Genomic DNA, 18,723 nt, shown 5'->3' on the forward strand with positions numbered 1-18,723 from the left:
GGGGTGGTGGGTTGTGGCGGTCTGTGGGTGGGTTGGTGGTGGGGGCCACGGTCGGAGCTGGATGGGGGCTGGTGGGTTGCGGTGGGTCCTTGGGTGGTGGGGCCCCGTGGCCGGCTGGGGTTGGTGGTGAGGGCCCGGTCGGAGCTGGATGAGGGCTGGTGGGTTGCGGTGGGTCCTTGGGTGGTCGCGCTGCCGTCGGCTGGGGGTTGGGTGGTGGTCGGGGTCGCAGTCGGCTGTGAGGGGTGGTGGTGGGTTGTGGCTGTCTGTGGGTGGGTTGGTGGTGGGCCGTAGTCGGTTGCTGGATGAGGGCTGGTGGGTCCTTGCGGGGTCGCGCTGCCGTCGGCTGGGGTGGGGCTGATGGGGGGCCGCAGCCGGCTGTGAGGGGTGGTGGCGGGCTGCGGCCGGCTGGGGTGGGACAGGCTGCGGCCGGCTGGGGTGGGACAGGCACCGGCCTGCGGCGTGTGCTGGGTGGCGGACCGCGGGTGTGCGCTACGTCGGGCGGTCGGTCAGTGCCAGGACCGGGGCGAAGCGTGCGTCGGTCGCTTTTGCCAGGCGTTGTTGTGCGTCGGCTACCGCTTCGGTTACCAGTGCGCCGATGTCGTGGGCGTCGAAGCGGCGTAGGGCCTCCGGGTCGATGGAGACCTCCGTCAGTTCTCCGGTGCCGCGCATCGTGGCGACCACCTCGCGGCCTCGGGAGCCGCCCTTGACCTGCATCGCCTCGATGGCCTGCCTGGCCTGCTGTATCTCCTCCTGCTGGCGGGCGAGCCGGGCGATCATGTCCGCCACCTCGGGGTCGGAGTAACCCGCACTGTCCATCGTGGACCTCTCCTCACGCCGCCGTCGCGGTGCTGTTGTTGCTGAACAACGACGTCAGGGTGTTGCTCAGCTCCTTCATCGTCGAGTCGGCTGCCTGTTGGGCGCTGTTCTTGGCCTTCGTCGCCTTGCCGAACGCGTTCATGATGGCCATCGCGATCAGCATGATTTTGATCATCTTCATGTGCGGGGGCTGGTCCGGCAGTGCCTTCGCCGCCTGGATCGCCTGCTGCATCTGTTGGATGATCTGCTGCGCCTGCTGACCGAAGTTCTGTTTCTGTTGCTCGGTCTGGCTCTTCGCGCTGACCAACGCCTGCGCGGACTGCTCCAGCCGCTGCTTCTCCTGCTCCAGCTCGCGTTTGAGCACCTCGACAAGTTCCTTGGTCAGCTCCGTCGTGACCTGGTTGCACGAGTCGTACGCCTTGCCCTGCCACGTCTGGCCCAGGTTCGCCAGGATCTTGTCGGTGGACGACGCCGTGTCGCCGACCTCGGTGGCGCACCTGGCGCACTCGTCCGCCTTCGCCCGCAGCTCGCCGGGGTCGCCGGTCACCTTCCTGATCGCCTCGGCCAGGTACTGGTGACCCTGTTCGACGACCCCGAACACGATCTGCGCGTTCTCTTCGCCGTAGCTCATCGCACACCTCCGTTCGCGGCGAGCGTATGGCGGACGCGATCCGGGTGCGGACGGCAAAAATACCCACCCGCGCCCGAGAGTCCCGTGGGCATCATCGCGGTATGCCCAGCCCTCGCCGTCCGCCCGTGCCTGAGCCGCCGTCCGGCGAGATCATGCTGGAGTCCCCGCCCGGCCTGGTGAAGGGCAACCCCCAGGCCATGATGCACATGCTGTTCATGGTGCCGATGATGCTCGGCATGGGCGGCATGTCCTTCGTCTACATAGGACGTGCGGGCGGCGTGATGACCTACCTGTTCGGTGGGTTGTTCCTGCTCGTCATGATCGGCATGATCACGATGGCGCTGGCCGGCGGGCGGCACGCGACGAAGGCGAAGATCAACGAGGACCGCCGGGACTACCAGCGTTACCTCGCCGGCCTGCGCAAGCAGGTCTACGACGTCGCCGAGCGGCAACGCGGCGCCATCGGGTTCGGCCAGCCCGACCCCGTCGACCTGTGGACGTACGCGGCCCAGGGAGCACAGTGGGAGCGGCGCCGCTCCGACCCCGCCTTCGGACAGGTGCGGGTGGGCAGTGGGCCGCAACGGCTGGCCACCCCGCTGCGGCCACCGCAGACCGCACCGCTCGAGGACCTCGACCCGGTGTCGGCGACCTCGTTGCGGCACTTCATCCGCGCCTACTCGACCGTGCCCACCCTGCCGGTCGCGATCTCGCTGCGTGCGTTCGCGCGGATCGGGGTCAGCGGCCCGCGCGAGGCCGTGCTGGATCTGGTGCGTGCTCTGCTGGCGCAGGCCGCCTCCTTTCACGGGCCCACCGACCTGCGGGTGGGGCTGTGCGTCGCGGCGGACCGGGCGAGCGGTTGGGACTGGCTCAAATGGTTGCCGCACGCCGTGCACGCCACCGACACCGACGCCGTCGGTCCGAGCAGGCTGGTGGCAAAAGACCTGGACGAGCTCGCCGAGCTGTTCGGGGACGACCTCGAGAACCGGCCGCCGTTCACCCGCCAGTCCGGCATGGGGTTCGACGCGCCGCACCTCGTCGTGATCGTCGACGGCGGCCGCACCCACGGTGCCACCCGGATCCCGCTCGGGGCCGGGCTGCACGGTGTGACCGTCGTCGAGATCGCCGTGTCCACACCGGACGAGCCGGCCCCGAACGCGTTGTTCCTGCACCTGGCGGACGGACGGCTCGGCATGCTCGTCGAGTCTGGACAGTCCGTGCGCCTCGGCTTCCTCGGCACCCCGGACGCTCTCGACACGACCGGCGCCGAAGCCGTGGCCCGCGGCCTCACCCCACGCTTCCGAGGTGCGGCGCCCACGCCGGAGTCCCCACTGGCCAGCACGTTCGGGCTGCCCGGACTGCTCGGGCTCGGTGATCCCCGGGACACCGACCCGGCGGTCACCTGGCGCCCACGGTCACCACGCGAACGGCTGCGTGTGCCGCTGGGACTCGACCCGCACGGCCAGCCCGTCGAACTGGACCTGAAGGAGTCGGCCGAGGGCGGCATGGGCCCGCACGGCCTGGTCATCGGCGCCACCGGTTCGGGCAAGAGCGAACTGCTGCGCACGCTCGTCACCGGCCTCGCGGTGACCCACTCGTCGGAGTCGCTCAACCTCGCGCTCATCGACTTCAAGGGTGGCGCGACGTTCGCCGGCATGACCGACCTGCCGCACACCTGCGCGGTCATCACCAATCTCGCCGAGGACCTGACCCTCGTCGACCGGATGGGTGACGCGCTGAACGGCGAGCTGATGCGCCGCCAGGAACTCCTTCGGGCGGCCGGGAACTTCGCGTCCGTCCGCGACTACGAACGGGCCAGGGCGGGCGGCGCGGACCTCGCCCCCGTGCCGGCACTACTGGTGATCATCGACGAGTTCAGCGAGCTGTTGTCCGCGCGGCCCGAGTTCATCGACCTGTTCGTCCAGATCGGACGGTTGGGCCGCAGCCTCGCCGTGCATCTACTGCTCGCATCGCAGCGGCTGGAAGAAGGCCGGCTGCGTGGACTGGAGGCACACCTGTCGTACCGGATCGGTCTGCGCACGTTCTCCGCGTCGGAGAGCCGGGCGGTGCTCGGCGTGCCGGACGCCTACCAGCTGCCGGCCGTGCCCGGCTCGGCCTACCTCAAGACCGACACGGAGACGTTGCGGCGGCTCAAGACCGCGTTTGTGTCCGGCGAGTTGCCGCCGCGCGTGTCCGGTGACGACACCGTGGTCTCACCAGGCCGTCAGGTGCTGATGTTCACGCTCAACCGTGTTGCCCCGCCGCCGAAACCGGCGAAGAGCGCCGCACCGGATCCCGCGCCGGCCACCGGCGAGACGATCATGAGCGCGATGATGACCCGGCTGACCGGGAAAGGGCCTGCGGCGCACCAGATCTGGTTGCCGCCGCTGGCCGAACCACCGACGCTGGACCAGCTCCTGCCGCCGCTCTCGGTGGACCCCAGACGGGGACTGCAACCGGCCGCCTGGCCGGGCAACGGCAGGCTCACCGTGCCGGTGGCCACTGTGGACAAGCCGTACGAGCAGCGCCGCGACCCACTCCTGCTCGACCTCGCCGGTTCGGCTGGCAACATGATGCTGATCGGCGCACCGCAGAGCGGCAAGAGCACGTTCCTGCGTGGCGTGGTCAGCGCGTTGGCGCTCACACACACCCCGGCGGAGGTGCAGTTCTTCCTGCTGGACATGGGAGGCGGCGCGCTCGGCCCGGTGTCGGAGCTGCCGCACGTGAGCGGCTACGCCGTCCGGCGCGACGTCGAGATCTGCCGGCGCATGGTCGCCGAGGTGTCGAGCCTGCTCACGGCGCGGGAGCAGTTGTTCGCCGAGCGGCACGTCGACTCGGTGGCCACGTTCCGCCAACGCCGCGCGGAGTTCGCGGAGGATCCCGCCGGCGGCAGGGAGTTCGGCGACGTGTTCCTGGTCATCGACGACTGGGCCGTCGTCCGCCAGGAGTTCGACTACCTCGAGGCCCCGATCATCCGGCTCGCCACACGGGGGCTCGGCTTCGGGATCCACGTGCTGGCCTCGACGACCTGGTGGCTGAACATGCCGACCCCGTTGCGGGACAGCATGGGCACGCGGGTCGAGCTGCGTCTCGGCGACCCGGGCGACTCGATGATCGACCGGCGTGCCGCGATGAACGTGCCGGCCGGCAAGCCGGGTCGCGGCATCACCGCCGAACGCCTGCACATGCTCGGCGCGCTGTCCCGAGTGGACGGAGACCAGCGCGCCGAGACACACGGCGAGGGCACCAAGGACCTGGTGGAGCGGGTGAACACCGCGTGGCAGGGCCCGCCCGCGCCGCCGTTGCGGCTGCTGCCGCGTACGGTCCCGCTCGAGAACCTGCGTGGCACACCGGAACGCCTGGTGCCGCTCGGTCTGGCCGAGGCCGACCTCCAGCCGGTTGGTCTGGACTTCGCGGCAGAGCCGCACTTCATGGCGTTCGCCGACGTGGAGAGCGGCAAGACCGCGATGCTGCGGGCGATCGCCACGGGCGTCACCCAGCGGTACACCCCGGATCGGGCGCGGATCATCATCGTGGACTACCGCCGAGGTCTGCTCGGCGCGGTCGGCGACGACCACCTGCTCGGCTACGCCGGCTCGGAGCCGGTGCTGGGTGATCTCGTCGCCCAGATCGCCACGGCCATGCGAGCCCGGCTGCCCGGCCCCGACCTCACCCCCGACCAGCTGCGCAAGCGAAACTGGTGGCAGGGCAGGGAACTGTTCCTGATCGTCGACGACTACGAACTGGTCGCCGCGCCGGGAAAACTGGTCCATCCACTGGCGCCGTTGCTGGAGTTCCTGCCGCACGCACGGGACATCGGGCTGCACCTGGTCGTCGCGCGCGGCAGCGGCGGTGCCGCGCGTGGGATGTTCGACCCCGTGCTCCAACGTTTGCGGGAACTCGGCACCCCGGGCCTGATCATGTCCGGTAGTCGCGACGAGGGTGTGCTGTTGGGCGACGTGCGCCCAAGCCCGCAACCACAGGGCCGCGGCACGCTCGTGCGCCGCCGCGGCGCTCCCATGCTGATCCAGGTCGGCTGGACGCCACCGGCGGAATGAGACGGTGTGGGTAAAAGTGCCGTTGGGCGGATCGCCCGCGCGCCATACGTTTCCGGTGAAAGGAGGAATCCATGGCACCCCAAGGACTCCAGCTAGACCAGGACGTGATGGCCAAGGCGGCCAAGGACTTCAACGACACGTCGACCGCCATCCGTGACCTGATGAGCAGGCTCAACTCGGACGTGGCCGGCATGATCGGGGCCACCACGCACTTCAACGGTGCGCAGCGGCTCGCGTTCGACCAGAACCAGGTCCTGCTGAACGAGAAGACCCAGAAGGCGGGGCACGAGCTCACCGTCATCGCGGACAAGTTCACCGAGACGATGGCTGTGCACGGGCAGAACGCCGAGGACCAGGCACGCAAGCTGAACGAGGCGGCGTCACCGCTCAGCACCGGACCTGGCCTCGTCGTCACCGGGCTCAACGGCTGACGCGTCGGGACAAGGAAGGGAGACGAGCATGACCACCGCCGGACCGTCCGCGGGCACCGTCACGATGAACTACGGCGCCGTCAGCGGCGCGGGAGAGAAACTGGTCCAGTACTCGGGAGAGATCAACAACGCGCTTCAGGCGCTGGACACGGCGTTGGGGCCGGTGCGTGAGACCTGGTACCGGTCCGGCAGCCAGTCCGGTGTCGAGGCGCAGGCCGCCGAGTCCGGGCTGCGTGCCGCACTCGTGGCGATCACCGAGATCATCACTCGGATCGGCACGTTGCTGGGCAACTCCGCCATGGAGGCGGCCGATCTCGACAACGCGCTGTCCAACGGGTTCCGGAACAGCGGCCAGGGCATGAGCCCGACCACCTACGCATAGGACGCACCGACGTGGCCGGGTCGCTCGCCTGACCCGGCCACGGAAGTGTGAGGAGATGCCATGACAGCGGAATCGTTCGCCGTCGACCTGCGCTCGCTCACCGACTTCGCCCACGAACTGGCGACGCAGCTCGGCGGGATGACGAAGCCTCTCAGCCAGCTGGAGTCGCTTGTGGAGCGTGAGTTGCGGCTCGGCGCGTTCGGTGAGGCTCTCGCGCTCGGGCAACGACACCACGACGCGGTCGCGGAGCTGCACACGCTGGTGACGCGGGCACGCGACGCGATCGAGTTCGCGCAGGAGGTGACCGGCATGGTCGGCAACGCCTACCAGAACTACGACAACAAGGCGGCGGGCGCGCTCGGCGCGGTCACCGGCGCCGTCGACGCCGTCGCGAGCAGCCTCCTGTCCATCGTGGACCCGAAGGCGTGATGAACGTGCAACCGAAGACGAACTTCTCCCGCTACAGCCACGGCCACCTCTACCAGATGCTGCACCAGGGCGACGAGACCACACCGCGGTCGGCGGCCGACTCCTGGGACGGCGTCGGCGCCCGGTTGCACGAGCAGGCCGGCAACCTGGAGTCCAGGCTCGTCGCCTTCCGCGAAGAGTGGCAGGGCGGGGCGGCCGAGCAGTACCAGCTGATGATCACGGACCTGAGCGCGGGGCTGCGGCGGATCGGCGACGCCATGTTCGCCATGCGCGACATCGCCCACGACGCCGGCGATGCCCTGGTCACCGCCAAGACGCGGATGCCGGCCCCGGTCGAGGTGCCGGACGTCTCGCCGGCGACGATGTACTTCGCGACCACGCCGCTGGAGGTCGACCCACTCGCGTCCACTCAGGACGTCGCGGCGCTGCGGATGCGGCAGTCCGAGGCGGGCGCGGAGCTCGCCAGGTACCAGGAGGCCGTCGCGGTGTCCAACTCGGCCCACGCGCAGGCCGTCGTGGTGATGAACGACCTGGCCGTCGACTACATGGTGGCCGACGAAGGCATCCCCGTCTCTCCGCAGGCGGCGGGCACGCGTGAGGTGCCGGTGGAGGACGAGGCGACCTCGTGGCAGTTCACGGAGGACGTCGAGCAGTCCGAAGAGGACGCTGAGACCGGCAACGGGACACCGGTGTTCGGCACGATGTTCACCGCCGGCGTCGCGGCCGCGGCCGCCGCGACCGCGGGCCGGCTCGGCATGCGTGTGCTGCCGAAGGTGCCGGACTGGGCGAAGAAGGACAAGGCCGAGCCGGAGAAGGACAAGCCGGTGGAGGCCGGCAAGGGCGCGAGCGGTCTCGGTGGCGGTCTCGGCGGAAAGTTCGGTGGTGGCGGTGGTGGTGGTATCGCGCCGGCGGCACCGGCCGCGCATCCGGGTATGGCAGGCGGTCCGGTCGCCGCACAGGCCGGAGCGGCGCTGCGTGCTGCCGCGGGAGCGGCTGGGGCCGGCGCGATGGGTATGCCGTTCATGCCTTTCATGCCGTTCGCCCCGATGGGCGCGGGTGGCGCGAACGCCCGGCGGATCCCGCCGTGGCTCACCGAGACAGAGGACGTCTGGGGTGAGTCCTCGGTGATCACCCCACCGGTGCTCGGCGAGGACTCGCCGGCCCGGCCGGCGGTGGATTTCCCTTACTGAGGAGGGTTTTGACATGCCTAGGTTGAGCGACCAGGAGATCGCCCGGCTCGCCGCGGACGCCGGGTTCAGCGGACAGGACCTGGAGACGGCGGTCGCCGTGGCACTCGCGGAGTCGCGTGGCGACTCGGACGCCGTCGGCGACGTGAACATCCAGACGGACGTGTACGGTCCGTCCATCGGACTGTGGCAGATCCGGTCGGTGAACCCCGGCCACGCCAACAGGTTCGAGCAGCAACACCACAACGAGGCGACGAACTACGACCCGGCCACCAACGCACGCAACGCGCACGCGATCTTCGAGCGGCGTGGTTGGCGACCATGGTCCACCTACACCCGCGGCAACTACCGGCAGTTCCTCGACCGCGCCAGGAACGCGGTTCAGTCGAACAGCGGACAGCAGACGCCCGGCCAGCGGTCCGAGTCGGGCGGCAACGGCATGAACGCGACGCCCAGCGAACTGTTCGGCGCGATGCCCAAGCTGCTCGCCTCGGGTGACCGCCTGAACAACGTGAGCAAGGCGGCGGCGAACGGGACGGTGGCCAGCCCGGGCTCCTTCGGTCTGGTGCCCGGCTCACGGGACGCCGAGACGGGCAACAAGTCCAACGCCTCGCGGAGCGCGAAGCAGGCGGAGGGCGCGGGAAAGCGCGTCAACGGGATCGGCTCCGACGTCGAGAAGAGCGGCAAGGAGTACGAGGGCTACGACCAGAACCAGGACCAGCTGCAGCGCCAGCAGTACCAACAGCTCGACTCGGCGTACGACCCGTACAGCAACCTCGCCTGAGAGAATCGACTGATCCCGGAGTCGTCCAGTGTGGACACAGAAGGACCGGATCCAGGCCTACCAGTTCCTGCGCCGCCGGCTGGTGTCCGCGCTGGTCTCGGCCGACGCGAACGACCCGGTGTCGCCGTCGAAACGGCTCGTGCTCGGCACCGCGATCGGGCTCGCCGTCGCGGTGCTCGTGGCCGCCGTGTTCGGGATCGTCGGCCTGCTCGCGCCGGCCCGCGCCGAGAAGTGGCGCCAGGGCGGGCAGGTGATCGTGGAGAAGGAGACCGGCGCGCGGTTCGTCATCGGCGCCGACGGCCTGCTGCACCCGGTGCTCAACTACACCTCGGCCCGGCTGCTGGCGGGCAGCGACGGCAACGCGACCGTGACCGTGCCGGCCAAGTCGCTCAGCGGCGTGCCACGGGGTGTCGGGGTCGGCATCGCCGGCGCGCCGGACTCGCTGCCGCAGGTCGGCCGGCTGCGGACCGGTCCATGGACCAGCTGCACGCGACGCTCGCCGGACCGGCCGGCCGGCGACCAGCCGATCTCGTCCGTCCTGTTGGGACAGCGAGCCGGGGGCACGCCGTTGCGTGGCGCTCAGGCGATCGTGGCGCGGCTGCCCACCGGGGAGCGGTTCCTGGTCACGGGCGGACACCGGCACCGGATGCCCGACGAGCTGGCGGTGGTCGCGCTCGGGCTCGCCTCCGCGGACGTCGTCGACGTGGCGCCCCCGTGGTTGAACACCATCCCCGCCGGTCGCGATCTGCGCACCGTCGACGTGGCCGGCGCCGGACGCCCCGGCCCGATGGTCGGCCGGACCGCGACGTTGGTCGGTCAGGTGCTCACCACCGGTGCGGACGAGCTGTACCTCGTGCGTGCCGACGGGCTCGCGGTGGTCACCGAAACCGAGGCCAGGCTGGTGCTCGGCGCACCGAGCAGCGCGGCGGCCTACCCTGGCGCGCGGCCGGCGCCGCTGTCGGTCGCGCCGCCCGACGTCGCCACGACGCGCCGCTCGGCCACCGAGTCGCGCGGGTACCCACGAGCGCTGCCGGCGCCGGTGCCGATCAGTCCACATGCGACGATCTGTGCGGACGGGAAGAACGTCACCGTGAGCGCGGGTGCGCCCGGTGCCGTCAAGCCGATCATCATGAGTGCTCCCGGCGCCGCGAACGAGGTGTACGTGCCCGGTGGACATGGGGCAGTGGTCGCCGAGCAGCCGTCCGGGACCGTCTACGTCATCACCGACACCGGGATGAAGTACCCGGTCGCCGGTGACGAGGCACGCGCCGCGCTCGGGTTCGGCGGTGTTCGTCCCCACGGGGTGGCGGCGCCCGTGCTCGCCCTGTTCCCGACCGGCGTCACCCTCGACCAGGCGCAGGCGAGGCGGACGCTGCCCGGATGAACAAAACGGAAAGCTCCGCTGCCGCGGTAACGGGGTGGTCACCTACTGTCGTGAGCATGACGGGAATCGTGGTGGGTGTGATCGACAGACACCCGCTGTACCTGGGGGCGTTGGCGCGGTTGGTCGTCGAGACGCCCGGTCTGGAGCTGTGTGCGGCCACGGCGTCGGTCGCGCGGTTCCTCAGCGAGCGGCGGTGCGCGAACTGCGTGGTACTCCTCGATTCGGGGTTGCCGTGGCTGCCGGGCGCGAGCGCGGTGCGGACCGTGACCGGGCACGGGCACCGGGTGCTGGTGCTGTCCGCCGAGACCGCACGCCAGGAGGTCCGCGCCGCGATGTCCGCCGGTGCCGTGGGGTACCTCGGCAAGAGCGCGGAGGCGGAGGAGATCGTCGCGGCGGTGCGTCAGGTCGCCGCCGGGAACCGTTACCTGCCACCGTCCGTGCTGCTGGACGGCCCGAGCCCGCAGCTCGACCTGTCGGACCGGGAGGTCGACGTGCTGACCCGCCTCGCGGGCGGCGCACGCGACGAGGACATCGCGCGGAGCCTGAAGATCAGCGTCCGCACCGTACGGTCCTACTTGGATCGGATCAGGGACAAGACCGGGCTGCGGCGACGGTCCGAGCTCACCAGGTACGCGATCGAGCACGGGCTCGTCGCCTTCCGGGTGTCGGCGTGATGCGTGCGCTGGCTGTGCTGATCGCTCTCGGCGTTCTGCTTGTCGCCCCCCAGGTTGGGGTCGCGGCCCAGTGCGCGACGCCCGGCGGGGTGTACCGGGAGGGCGTCGGCTGGGCGCAGCGGCTCACCGACCCAACCCGGATCTGGCCGCTCACCAACGGTGCCGGACAACTCGTCGCGGTGCTCGGCACCGGTGTGGACGCGGGCAACGCGCAGTTCGCGCCCGGACAGGTGGTGGCCGGTTCGGACGGGGCGGACTGCGACGGCCGAGGAACGTTCGCGGCCGGGATCGTCGCCGCCCGCCAGGACCCGGCGACGACGTTTTCCGGAATGGCGCCTGGCGCAAACGTTTTCGCGGTCCGCTACACCGAGACGACCGACCAGAGCGGGCGTGCGGGACCGGACCCGAACGCGCTGGCCGAAGCACTCGACCGAGCCGTCGCGGCCAGGGCCGGTGTGGTGCTGGTCGTCGTCCCGAGTCTGGTGAGCAGCCCGCCGCTGGAGGACGCGGTGCGTCGCGCCGTCGCCGCCGGCGTGGTGGTGGTGTCGCCCGCGGTCGGCGACCAGCCGGGGATCCGGTCGTACCCGACCAGCCTGCCGGGAGTCGTCGGGGTGGGCGCGCACAACCGTGCCGGCGCGCCGATGCAGGCGGAGGCGGGGGACTACGTGTCGATCGCCGCGCCGGGTGACGGCCTGGTCAGCACGGCGGCCGGCACCGGCGGGCAGCTGGGACACCGTTGGGGTGTCAAGGATCCCGCGTTCGCAGCGGCGTACGTCGCTGGAGCCGTGGTGCTCGTGCGGGCCTACCGGCCGGGCCTGCGGCCGGACGAGGTACTGGCCCGCCTGACGGCGACCGCGAACCGGCCACCGGGCGGCGGGCACGATCCCCGTCTGGGATGGGGAGTACTGGACGTGCCGGCGGCGGTGTCGGCTGAGTTGCCGGTCGGGAGCCGAGGCGTGGTGTCACCCGCCACGGTCGAACCGGCCGCCGCGCCGACACCGGCCGTGGCCCGGCCGAGGTTGCCCGGTGTGCTGGCGCTGCTGGGAATCGGGGCAGCGGTACTCGCTGTCGTGGTCGCGGGCGTGCTGTCCAGAACAAGGCAGGCGGGGCGGTGACCAGGGTGGCCTGGCTCGAGACGTCGGAGGTGACGTGGTGACTGCCGCTGCTGTCGTGAGGCGTCCACGAAGGACTCCCTTGGGGTGGTTGCTGCCCCTCGGTGCTGGGCGGGTCGTCGCCTGGCAGGTGGCCGTGCTTGCCGTGCTCGCCACGGGTTTCCGGGTCACGCCCGTCTCGGTGACCGTGATGGCACTGGCGGGGCTCCTCGTCGCGATGACCTCGGTTCGGGTTGGTGGCCTGTGCGGATACCAGTGGGCAGTGGTGTTCGCGCGCTTCGTCTGGCGGCGCAGGCGTTCTCCCGCCAAGGCGCCGACTCCCGTCCACACCGTCGTGCCTCGGCTACAGGTGTTCCAGCACGAGGACCGGGTCGGCAACAGGACCGGGATCGCGTGCGTCGGTGAGGACACGATCGCCGTGGTCCGGGTGGCGCCGGCGGCGCACCCCGATCCCGCGCTCCTGGTTTCCTTGCTGCACAAGGCAGTCAGCCGCACGGACTATCCCGTCAGTGGTGCTCGGTTGGTGGTGTGGGCGGTGCCAGCCAACCCCTGGCCGGTGCGGGTGCACTGGCTTGCCCTGCGCTATCGGGCCGCCGACGCGCCGTGGGCCGCGCTCGCCCGGGGCGGTGGCGACGTCGGTTGTCGTAAGGCGGTGGCCGGTGCCGCGCAGCGGCTCGTCAGTGACCTCGCCGGTGCCGGGTGTGCCAGTGCCGTGCTCGACCTGCCGGAACTCTGTCAGGAGTTGATGGTCGCCCTCGGTGTCAGTTCGGACGCGCAGCCCGTCGAGGCGTGGCACGACTGGTCCGCCGGGCCGGTTCACCAGTCCTGCTTCACCGCGCGTGCACCGGCCGACGCGGTGACGTTGCTCGGCCGGTGCGTGCCAGAGGCGATGTTCACGGCCACCGCGTACTCGCTGAGCCGGGACACGCCCCACGCCACGGCCACGGTTCGCCTCGCGGTGGCGAGCAACCAGCGGTTCTGGCTCACGCCGAGGAAGGCGGCCGCCAAGGTGGGCATCCGGTTGCTCGCGGCGGATGGCCGCCAGGCCGAAGGGGTCCTGGCGACCCTGCCGCTCGCGTAAACCTCAGCGGAACAACTGGAGCGGGATCGCCGCCGCCATGGCCGCCATGCCCGCGCCGTTGGGGTGGAGGTGGTCGCCGCTGTCGAACTCCGCGCGGAGACGTTCCGGATCGGCCGCGTCGCGGGTCGCCTTGTCGAAGTCGATGACGCCGTCGTACCCGCCGCTCGTGCGGATCCAGTTGTTCACGGCCCTGCGCTTGGCCGCGTTCTCCGGGGTGTAGAAACCGAGCGTGTCGTCCTTGAACGGGAGGATCGTCGCGCCGTAGATCGTGAGGCCCTCGGCGTGCGCACGCGTGATCAGCTGGCGGTGCGCGGCGATGATGTCCTCCGCCGTCACCGTCTCCGACAGCGGCGCCACCGTGCCCGGGTGGCCGAGGTCGTTCACGCCGAGCAGCACGATCACGTACTCCGCGCCCGGCTGTGCCAGCACGTCCCGGTCGAACCGACGCAGGGCGCTTTCGCCGAAGAACTTCGCGAAGCTTTCCGCGTTGCTTCCCGGTGGCGGGTTCGGATCGTGCAGCAGACGGTTGCCCGCCACGCCCAGGTTCAGCACGCCGTCGTTGCGCAGCCGCCTCGCCAGCAGGTCCGGCCACCGGGTGTTGGTGTCCGCCTCGGTCGCCGAGCCGTTCGTGATCGAGTCGCCGAACGCGACGATCGCCTCCGTGCTCCGGTCGGCGCGCACGGACACCGTGGACAGGAAGTACCACTGGCCGACCGTGCGCCCGGTGACCGCGGCGTCGTCGGTGACGTTGCCGGCCGCGACCACGTTGCCGGTGTTGGCGAACGCGTGCAGGGTGGTGACCTGCGTCGGGTCCGGCACGTAGATGCTCACCACGAGATCGGTTCGGGCCGGCACGGACAGCCGGACCGGGTCGCTGAGCAGTGGCGCACCGGCCGGGATGACGGGGGAGCGGGTGCCGCTGAACGTGACCACGCGGTCCGTGGCCGGGTCGATGTTCGTGCCGGTGGTCCGCCGGGCCACGTGCACCTCGCCGATCCGCAACGCCTGGGTGCCGAACTCGTTGGTGAGCCGCAACCGCACCTCGCTCCCGGCGACGCTGGTGTGGATCACCTGGCGGATCGTCTCGTTGTTCAGTGCCGGCGTCGAGATGGCCGGGGTGGCCGTCGGCACGCTCGCCCACGTGCCGACCCAGTTCGCGGGTGGCGGGGCGCCGGTCTCACCGTCGGCCGCGGCGAACCCGGACAAGAGCAGCGCGGAGCTCGCGAGCACGGCGAGCAGGCGGGAGTTCATCACGCTCACCCCCGCCGCGCCGGCACGCTGAACCGCCAGCCGTCGGCTCGCAGCCGCGGCACGACCGCCGCCACGGCCTCGATGGTCTGCGTGCGGTCGCCGCCGCCGTCGTGCATGAGCACCACGGCGCCCTCGGTGAGCCCGGTCAGTATTCGCTCGACCAACACGTCCGTGCCCGGCGGTTCCCAGTCACCGATGGCCAGCCGCCACCCCAGGGGTTGCATCCCCAGTTCGGCAGCCACGTCAGGGCTCACACCCCACGCCCCGAACGGCGCGCGGAAGTACGGGATCCTGGCCCACGGCACGGCTTCCCGAATGGCGGCGTTGGTCTCGAGCAGGTCGGCACGGATGGCGTCCGGCGTCCACGTGCTCATGTCGTCGTGGTGTGCCGAGTGGTTGCACAGGATGTGGCCCTCGGCCGCGATCCGCCGCACCAGGCCGGGGTTCTCCCGCACGTGGTCGCCCCACAGGCAGAACACCGCCCGGACATGGGTGCGCCGCAACAGGTTCAGCAGCCGTGGTGTGTTCTGCGGGTCCGGACCGTCGTCGAAGGTGAGCGACACGGTTCGCCCACCATCCCGTGTCGAGTCGACGATCACCGGTGTTGCCGGCGCATGCCGCTGCGCATGCGCCGGCGTCGCGGCCATGGTGGCGCCGACGACCAGTAACGGAACGAGTAGATACGTCAGGGTTCTCGCGGCGGCCACACTGGTTCTCCCGTCGATCGCGCCTTTACGAATTCCGGAAGTTTCGGAATTGTTCCCGGAATTTAATGTAGAGATTGTCGCGATCAATTGTCAACAAGCGGGGAAAGTGGGCCGAAAGTTTCGGTGCTACAACCTGATCGCCTTCTTGTTCATGAACTCCTCGATGCCCGCCGGGCCCAGCTCACGGCCGATGCCGGATCGCTTGATCCCGCCGAACGGCAGGTCCGCGACCGAGCCGCCGGCCCGGTTGAAATACACCATGCCGGCCTCGATCTGGTCGGCGACGCGGCGCAGGCGGGCCGGGTCGGTGCCCCACACGCTGGCGCCGAGCCCGAACGGCGAGTCGTTGGCGATGGCGATCGCCTCGTCCTCGGTCTCCGCGCGGAACACGACGACCACCGGACCGAAGATCTCCTCGTAGTAGGCGTCCATCTCCGGTGTGATGTCGGTCAGCACGGTCGCCGCCAGGTACGCGCCGGGCTCGATCCGGTTGCCGCCGGCCCGCAGTGTCGCGCCCTGCTCGACCGCCCTGCGCACCTGTTCCGCCACCTCGTCGGCCGCCGCGACCGACGCGAGCGGCGGCAGCTTCGCCGCCGGGTCGGCCGGGTCGCCCGGCTGGAAGAAGTCGGTGACATGCTTGGACATCCGGTCGACGAAGTCGTCGTACAGGTCGGCCAGCACGATCATCCGCTTTGGTGCGTTGCACGACTGGCCGCAGTTACGCATCCGAGCGGTCGCCGTCGCCTTCACCGTCTCGTCGAGGTCCGCGGTGTCCAGCACGATCAGCGGGTCGGAGCCGCCCAGTTCCAGCACGGTCTTCTTGAGGTTGCGCCCGGCCTCGGTCGCGACGGAGATGCCCGCCGGCTCGCTTCCGGTGAGCGATACGCCGACGATGCGTGGGTCGGCGAGAATCGAGGGCACCTGCCGGCTGGCCGCGAACGTGTTGACGTACACGTCCTCGGGCACCCCCGCGTCGTGGAGGATCTCCGCGATCGCGGTCGCCGAGCGCGGGCAGATCGAGGCGTGCTTGAGCAGGATCGTGTTGCCCAGCACCAGGTTCGGCGCCACGAACCGCGCGACCTGGTAGCACGGGAAGTTCCACGGCATCACGCCGAGCAGCGCGCCGATCGGCTGCTTGACGATCACCGCCTCCCCGCCGCGGATCCGCAGCGGCTCGTCAGCGAGCAGCGCCGGCCCGTGCTCCGCGTAGTAGTTGAAGATGTCGACGACGATGCCGACCTCGCCCCGGCCCTCGTTGATCCGCTTGCCCATCTCCAGCGTCATGATCGCCGCGAGCTCGTCGGAGCGCTCGGCGAACAGCTCGGCGGCCCTGGCGACGATCTTCGCGCGCTCGGCGACGGGCCTGCGCCGCCACGCCGCGAAGCCGTGGTGCACGCGGTCGATCGCGGCCCGCACCTGCTCGTCCGTGGCGTTCGCGACCTCCTCGACCAGCTCGCCTGTCGCCGGGTTGGTGACTGTGTACATCAGAGGCCTCTCGTCGTCTTGTGTCAAAACTATAGGCAAAAACGAATACTGTATACAATCTGCGACGGGATGTCATGCTGGAGCGCTACGCTGTCGGCAACGAGAGGGGAGCCGCCATGGTGGAGCTGCTGCGGTCCAACGATCCGGTGCTGATCTCGTTCGCGGCGTCGCTGCTCGACGACGCGAAGATCAAGCACACCGTCGCCGACTCGAACATCAGCGTCATCGAGGGGTCCATCGGCGCCGTCGTCCCGCGCATCCTCGTCGCCGACGAGCAGCACGCGCAGGCGCGTGAGCTGCTCACCGAAGCGGGCCTCGAGGACTCACTCCGGATTTCGTAGCAACACCCCGACACCGTCCGCGAGCGGCAGGTCCTCGGTCACGAGCACCTCGGCGCCGATGGCGAGCGCGGCCATCGGCAACGCCTCGTCGGCGCGCTGCGGGTTGGGCGGCAGACCGGCCGCGCGGGTGGTCTCCGGGTCGGCCGCCACCTCGTCACGGTGTGTGCCGCCCACCCACACAGCGCGGTCCCCGATCAGGTCGAGCCGCACGACCAGCGCCTCCGCGTCCCCCGCGCTGACCGTGGCCGCGCACCGGGCGAGCCCGTCCACCACGAGCCCCTCCGGGCGGGCCGACTCGATCACGAACTGGTCGAACACCGCCCGTCCCGGGACGGAACCCACCAGCGCCCGTACGGCGTGCCGGGGTGCGAGCGGCAGCAGATAGGGAAGATCGGACACCCGCAACGCCAGCGACGGCGGCGACCACGCGGGTGGCTCGTCCACCAGCACGTGCGAGCCGGCCACGATGACGCTGCGACCGTCCACACCGGCGCCGGAGGCGAGCGTCCGCTTCAACGTCGTGCGCGTGGCAGCGCCGACATCCAGTGGGTCGAGCAGCTCCGACGCGTCCGTGCCGGGCGGTAGATGGACGGAGACAAACGGTCCGCGCGCCGAGACCAACTCGTGCATGGCGCTCCGCGTACCCGTTTCCGGGCAAACCATGCGCCGATCACACTGCGTAGTAGTTGGGACGATGCGGTTTATCGAGGACTGCGCTCGGAAAAATCCGACACATGCGCATCGCCATGATCTCCGAACACGCCAACCCGCTCGCCGTGCTCGGAGGAGTGGACGCCGGCGGCCAGAACCTCCACGTTGCGGAGCTGTCGAAGGCACTCGCCGCCGACGGGCACGACGTCACCGTCTACACCAGACAGAACGCTCCCGACCAGGACCGGTTCGTCACCACCCCGCAGGGCTATCGCGTCGTGCACGTGCCGGCCGGCCCGCCCCGCTCGGTGCCAAGGGACGAGCAGCTGCCGCACATGGCCGCGTTCACCGAGTTCGTCGACGACCACTGGCGGACCGAGAAGCCGGACGTCGTGCACTCGCACTTCTGGATGTCCGGTCTCGTCGCCGCGGTGGCGGCGAAGCGTCACGGTGTGCCGATGACGCACACCTACCACGCGCTCGGCACCGTGAAGCGGCGCTACCAGGGCAAGGTCGACACGAGCCCGCCGAGCCGGATCGCCACCGAACGCCTGGTCGGCCGCAATGCCGACCGGATCATCGCGATGTGTGCGGACGAGGTGACCGAGCTGAGCATGATGGGGCTGTCGAAGAAGCGGATCGAGATCGTGCCGTCCGGAGTGGACTGTGCGCGGTTCGTCCCGGACGGGCCAAGGCCGGCTAAGAAGCTCGAACACCGGCTCGTCAGCGTCGGAAGGTTGGTGCCGCGCAAGGGTTTCGCCGAACTGATCGCCGTGCTGCCCAGCCTGCCGGACACCGAACTGGTCATCGCGGCCGGCCCGGCCCGGGCCAGGATGGCGGACGACCCGGAGGCCAAACGGCTACGTGAGCTGGCGAAGAGACTGGGCGTCGCCGGACGGGTGCGGCTCGCCGGGCAGGTGCCGCGCAACCGGATGCCCGAACTGCTGCGCTCCGCCGACGTGGTCGCGTGCGTGCCGTGGTACGAGCCGTTCGGCATCGTGCCGTTGGAGGCCATGGCCTGCGGCGTGCCGGTGCTCGCCTCCTCGGTCGGCGGGCTCACCGACACCGTCGTCGACGGCGTGACCGGTGTGCTCGTGCCACCGCGTCGCCGCGCCTCGCTCGCCGCCGCCCTGAAATCGCTGCTCGGCGACCCGATCAAGCGGACGTTCATGGGCGCCGCGGGGCGCGACCGGGTGGAGTCGCGGTACCCGTGGTCGGTCATCGCGGCGCAGACGGCCCGGATCTACGAGTCCTGCCTCGAGACCGCGCAGCTCGCGGGCAGCAGGGGATAGGAGGTATCCGGGGCTGGCGCCGGGAGCCGG

General features: G+C 70.6%; 18 protein-coding genes. 12 read left to right on the forward strand and 6 right to left on the reverse strand.

Annotated features, from left to right (window positions below; all coding sequences use genetic code 11):
- Positions 1-489 precede the first annotated feature (489 nt).
- Entirely contained in the window at positions 490-816 is a 327-nt protein-coding gene (locus VF106_RS03105) for a YbaB/EbfC family nucleoid-associated protein (RefSeq protein WP_330838002.1), read from the reverse strand.
- A gap of 13 nt (positions 817-829) precedes the next feature.
- Positions 830-1,447, reverse strand: a complete 618-nt coding sequence (locus VF106_RS03110; RefSeq protein ID WP_330838003.1) for a WXG100 family type VII secretion target — start codon at positions 1,445-1,447, stop codon at positions 830-832.
- A gap of 101 nt (positions 1,448-1,548) precedes the next feature.
- Between VF106_RS03110 and eccCa the strand changes: the two genes are divergently transcribed.
- The 10 genes from eccCa to VF106_RS03160 all read left to right on the forward strand — a co-directional run bounded on the left by eccCa (position 1,549) and on the right by VF106_RS03160 (position 12,966).
- Positions 1,549-5,502 (forward strand): type VII secretion protein EccCa, encoded by a 3,954-nt coding sequence (gene eccCa / locus VF106_RS03115; protein ID WP_330838004.1) that lies wholly within the window; start codon positions 1,549-1,551, stop codon positions 5,500-5,502.
- 71 nt (positions 5,503-5,573) lie between these two features.
- Entirely contained in the window at positions 5,574-5,933 is a 360-nt protein-coding gene (locus tag VF106_RS03120) for a WXG100 family type VII secretion target (protein WP_330838005.1), read from the forward strand.
- Positions 5,934-5,961: 28 nt separating this feature from the next.
- Positions 5,962-6,315: a hypothetical protein gene (locus VF106_RS03125; protein WP_330838006.1), complete on the forward strand. Its 354-nt coding sequence runs from the start codon at positions 5,962-5,964 to the stop codon at positions 6,313-6,315.
- A gap of 60 nt (positions 6,316-6,375) precedes the next feature.
- The gene (locus VF106_RS03130; RefSeq protein WP_330838007.1) at positions 6,376-6,744 is read left to right on the forward strand and encodes a hypothetical protein; all 369 of its coding nucleotides are present in this window, start codon (positions 6,376-6,378) and stop codon (positions 6,742-6,744) included.
- Positions 6,744-7,934 (forward strand): WXG100 family type VII secretion target, encoded by a 1,191-nt coding sequence (locus tag VF106_RS03135; protein WP_330838008.1) that lies wholly within the window; start codon positions 6,744-6,746, stop codon positions 7,932-7,934. The genes VF106_RS03130 and VF106_RS03135 overlap by 1 nt, the downstream gene beginning before the upstream one ends.
- Before the next feature lie 13 nt (positions 7,935-7,947).
- Complete coding sequence (locus VF106_RS03140) at positions 7,948-8,715, forward strand: transglycosylase SLT domain-containing protein (RefSeq protein ID WP_330838009.1); 768 nt, start codon at positions 7,948-7,950, stop codon at positions 8,713-8,715.
- A gap of 28 nt (positions 8,716-8,743) precedes the next feature.
- On the forward strand, positions 8,744-10,099 hold the full coding sequence (gene eccB / locus VF106_RS03145) for a type VII secretion protein EccB (protein ID WP_330838010.1): 1,356 nt from the start codon (positions 8,744-8,746) through the stop codon (positions 10,097-10,099).
- A 56-nt stretch (positions 10,100-10,155) separates the two neighbouring features.
- Positions 10,156-10,773, forward strand: a complete 618-nt coding sequence (locus tag VF106_RS03150; protein ID WP_330838011.1) for a LuxR C-terminal-related transcriptional regulator — start codon at positions 10,156-10,158, stop codon at positions 10,771-10,773.
- Positions 10,773-11,888, forward strand: a complete 1,116-nt coding sequence (locus VF106_RS03155) for a S8 family serine peptidase (RefSeq protein ID WP_330838012.1) — start codon at positions 10,773-10,775, stop codon at positions 11,886-11,888. The genes VF106_RS03150 and VF106_RS03155 overlap by 1 nt, the downstream gene beginning before the upstream one ends.
- Positions 11,889-11,967: 79 nt before the next feature.
- Positions 11,968-12,966: a type VII secretion protein EccE gene (locus VF106_RS03160; RefSeq protein WP_330838013.1), complete on the forward strand. Its 999-nt coding sequence runs from the start codon at positions 11,968-11,970 to the stop codon at positions 12,964-12,966.
- A 3-nt stretch (positions 12,967-12,969) separates the two neighbouring features.
- Here VF106_RS03160 and VF106_RS03165 read toward each other — a convergent pair whose 3' ends face one another.
- The 3 genes from VF106_RS03165 to VF106_RS03175 all read right to left on the reverse strand — a co-directional run bounded on the left by VF106_RS03165 (position 12,970) and on the right by VF106_RS03175 (position 16,409).
- A complete protein-coding gene (locus VF106_RS03165; RefSeq protein WP_330838014.1) occupies positions 12,970-14,217 on the reverse strand; it encodes an SGNH/GDSL hydrolase family protein in 1,248 nt (415 codons plus the stop codon).
- A 5-nt stretch (positions 14,218-14,222) separates the two neighbouring features.
- Positions 14,223-14,924, reverse strand: coding sequence for a polysaccharide deacetylase family protein (locus tag VF106_RS03170; protein WP_330838015.1), 702 nt, complete (start codon positions 14,922-14,924; stop codon positions 14,223-14,225).
- A gap of 126 nt (positions 14,925-15,050) precedes the next feature.
- Positions 15,051-16,409 carry an NAD-dependent succinate-semialdehyde dehydrogenase gene (locus tag VF106_RS03175; protein WP_330838016.1) on the reverse strand — a complete coding sequence of 453 codons (1,359 nt, stop codon included), beginning with the start codon at positions 16,407-16,409 and terminating at the stop codon, positions 15,051-15,053.
- Between the two features lie 74 nt (positions 16,410-16,483).
- On the opposite strand from VF106_RS03175, the gene VF106_RS03180 reads away from it, so the two are divergent.
- A complete protein-coding gene (locus tag VF106_RS03180; protein ID WP_330838017.1) occupies positions 16,484-16,750 on the forward strand; it encodes a putative signal transducing protein in 267 nt (88 codons plus the stop codon).
- Here VF106_RS03180 and VF106_RS03185 read toward each other — a convergent pair.
- On the reverse strand, positions 16,733-17,380 hold the full coding sequence (locus VF106_RS03185; protein ID WP_330838018.1) for a hypothetical protein: 648 nt from the start codon (positions 17,378-17,380) through the stop codon (positions 16,733-16,735). The two genes, VF106_RS03180 and VF106_RS03185, sit on opposite strands and share 18 nt — an antisense overlap.
- 104 nt (positions 17,381-17,484) lie before the next feature.
- Here VF106_RS03185 and VF106_RS03190 point away from each other — a divergent pair, with 104 nt between their 5' ends.
- On the forward strand, positions 17,485-18,693 hold the full coding sequence (locus VF106_RS03190; protein ID WP_330838019.1) for a glycosyltransferase: 1,209 nt from the start codon (positions 17,485-17,487) through the stop codon (positions 18,691-18,693).
- Positions 18,694-18,723: the final 30 nt, after the last annotated feature.

Origin of the sequence: Actinophytocola sp. (genome assembly GCF_036378875.1) — a bacterium.
GTDB lineage: Bacteria > Actinomycetota > Actinomycetes > Mycobacteriales > Pseudonocardiaceae > Actinophytocola.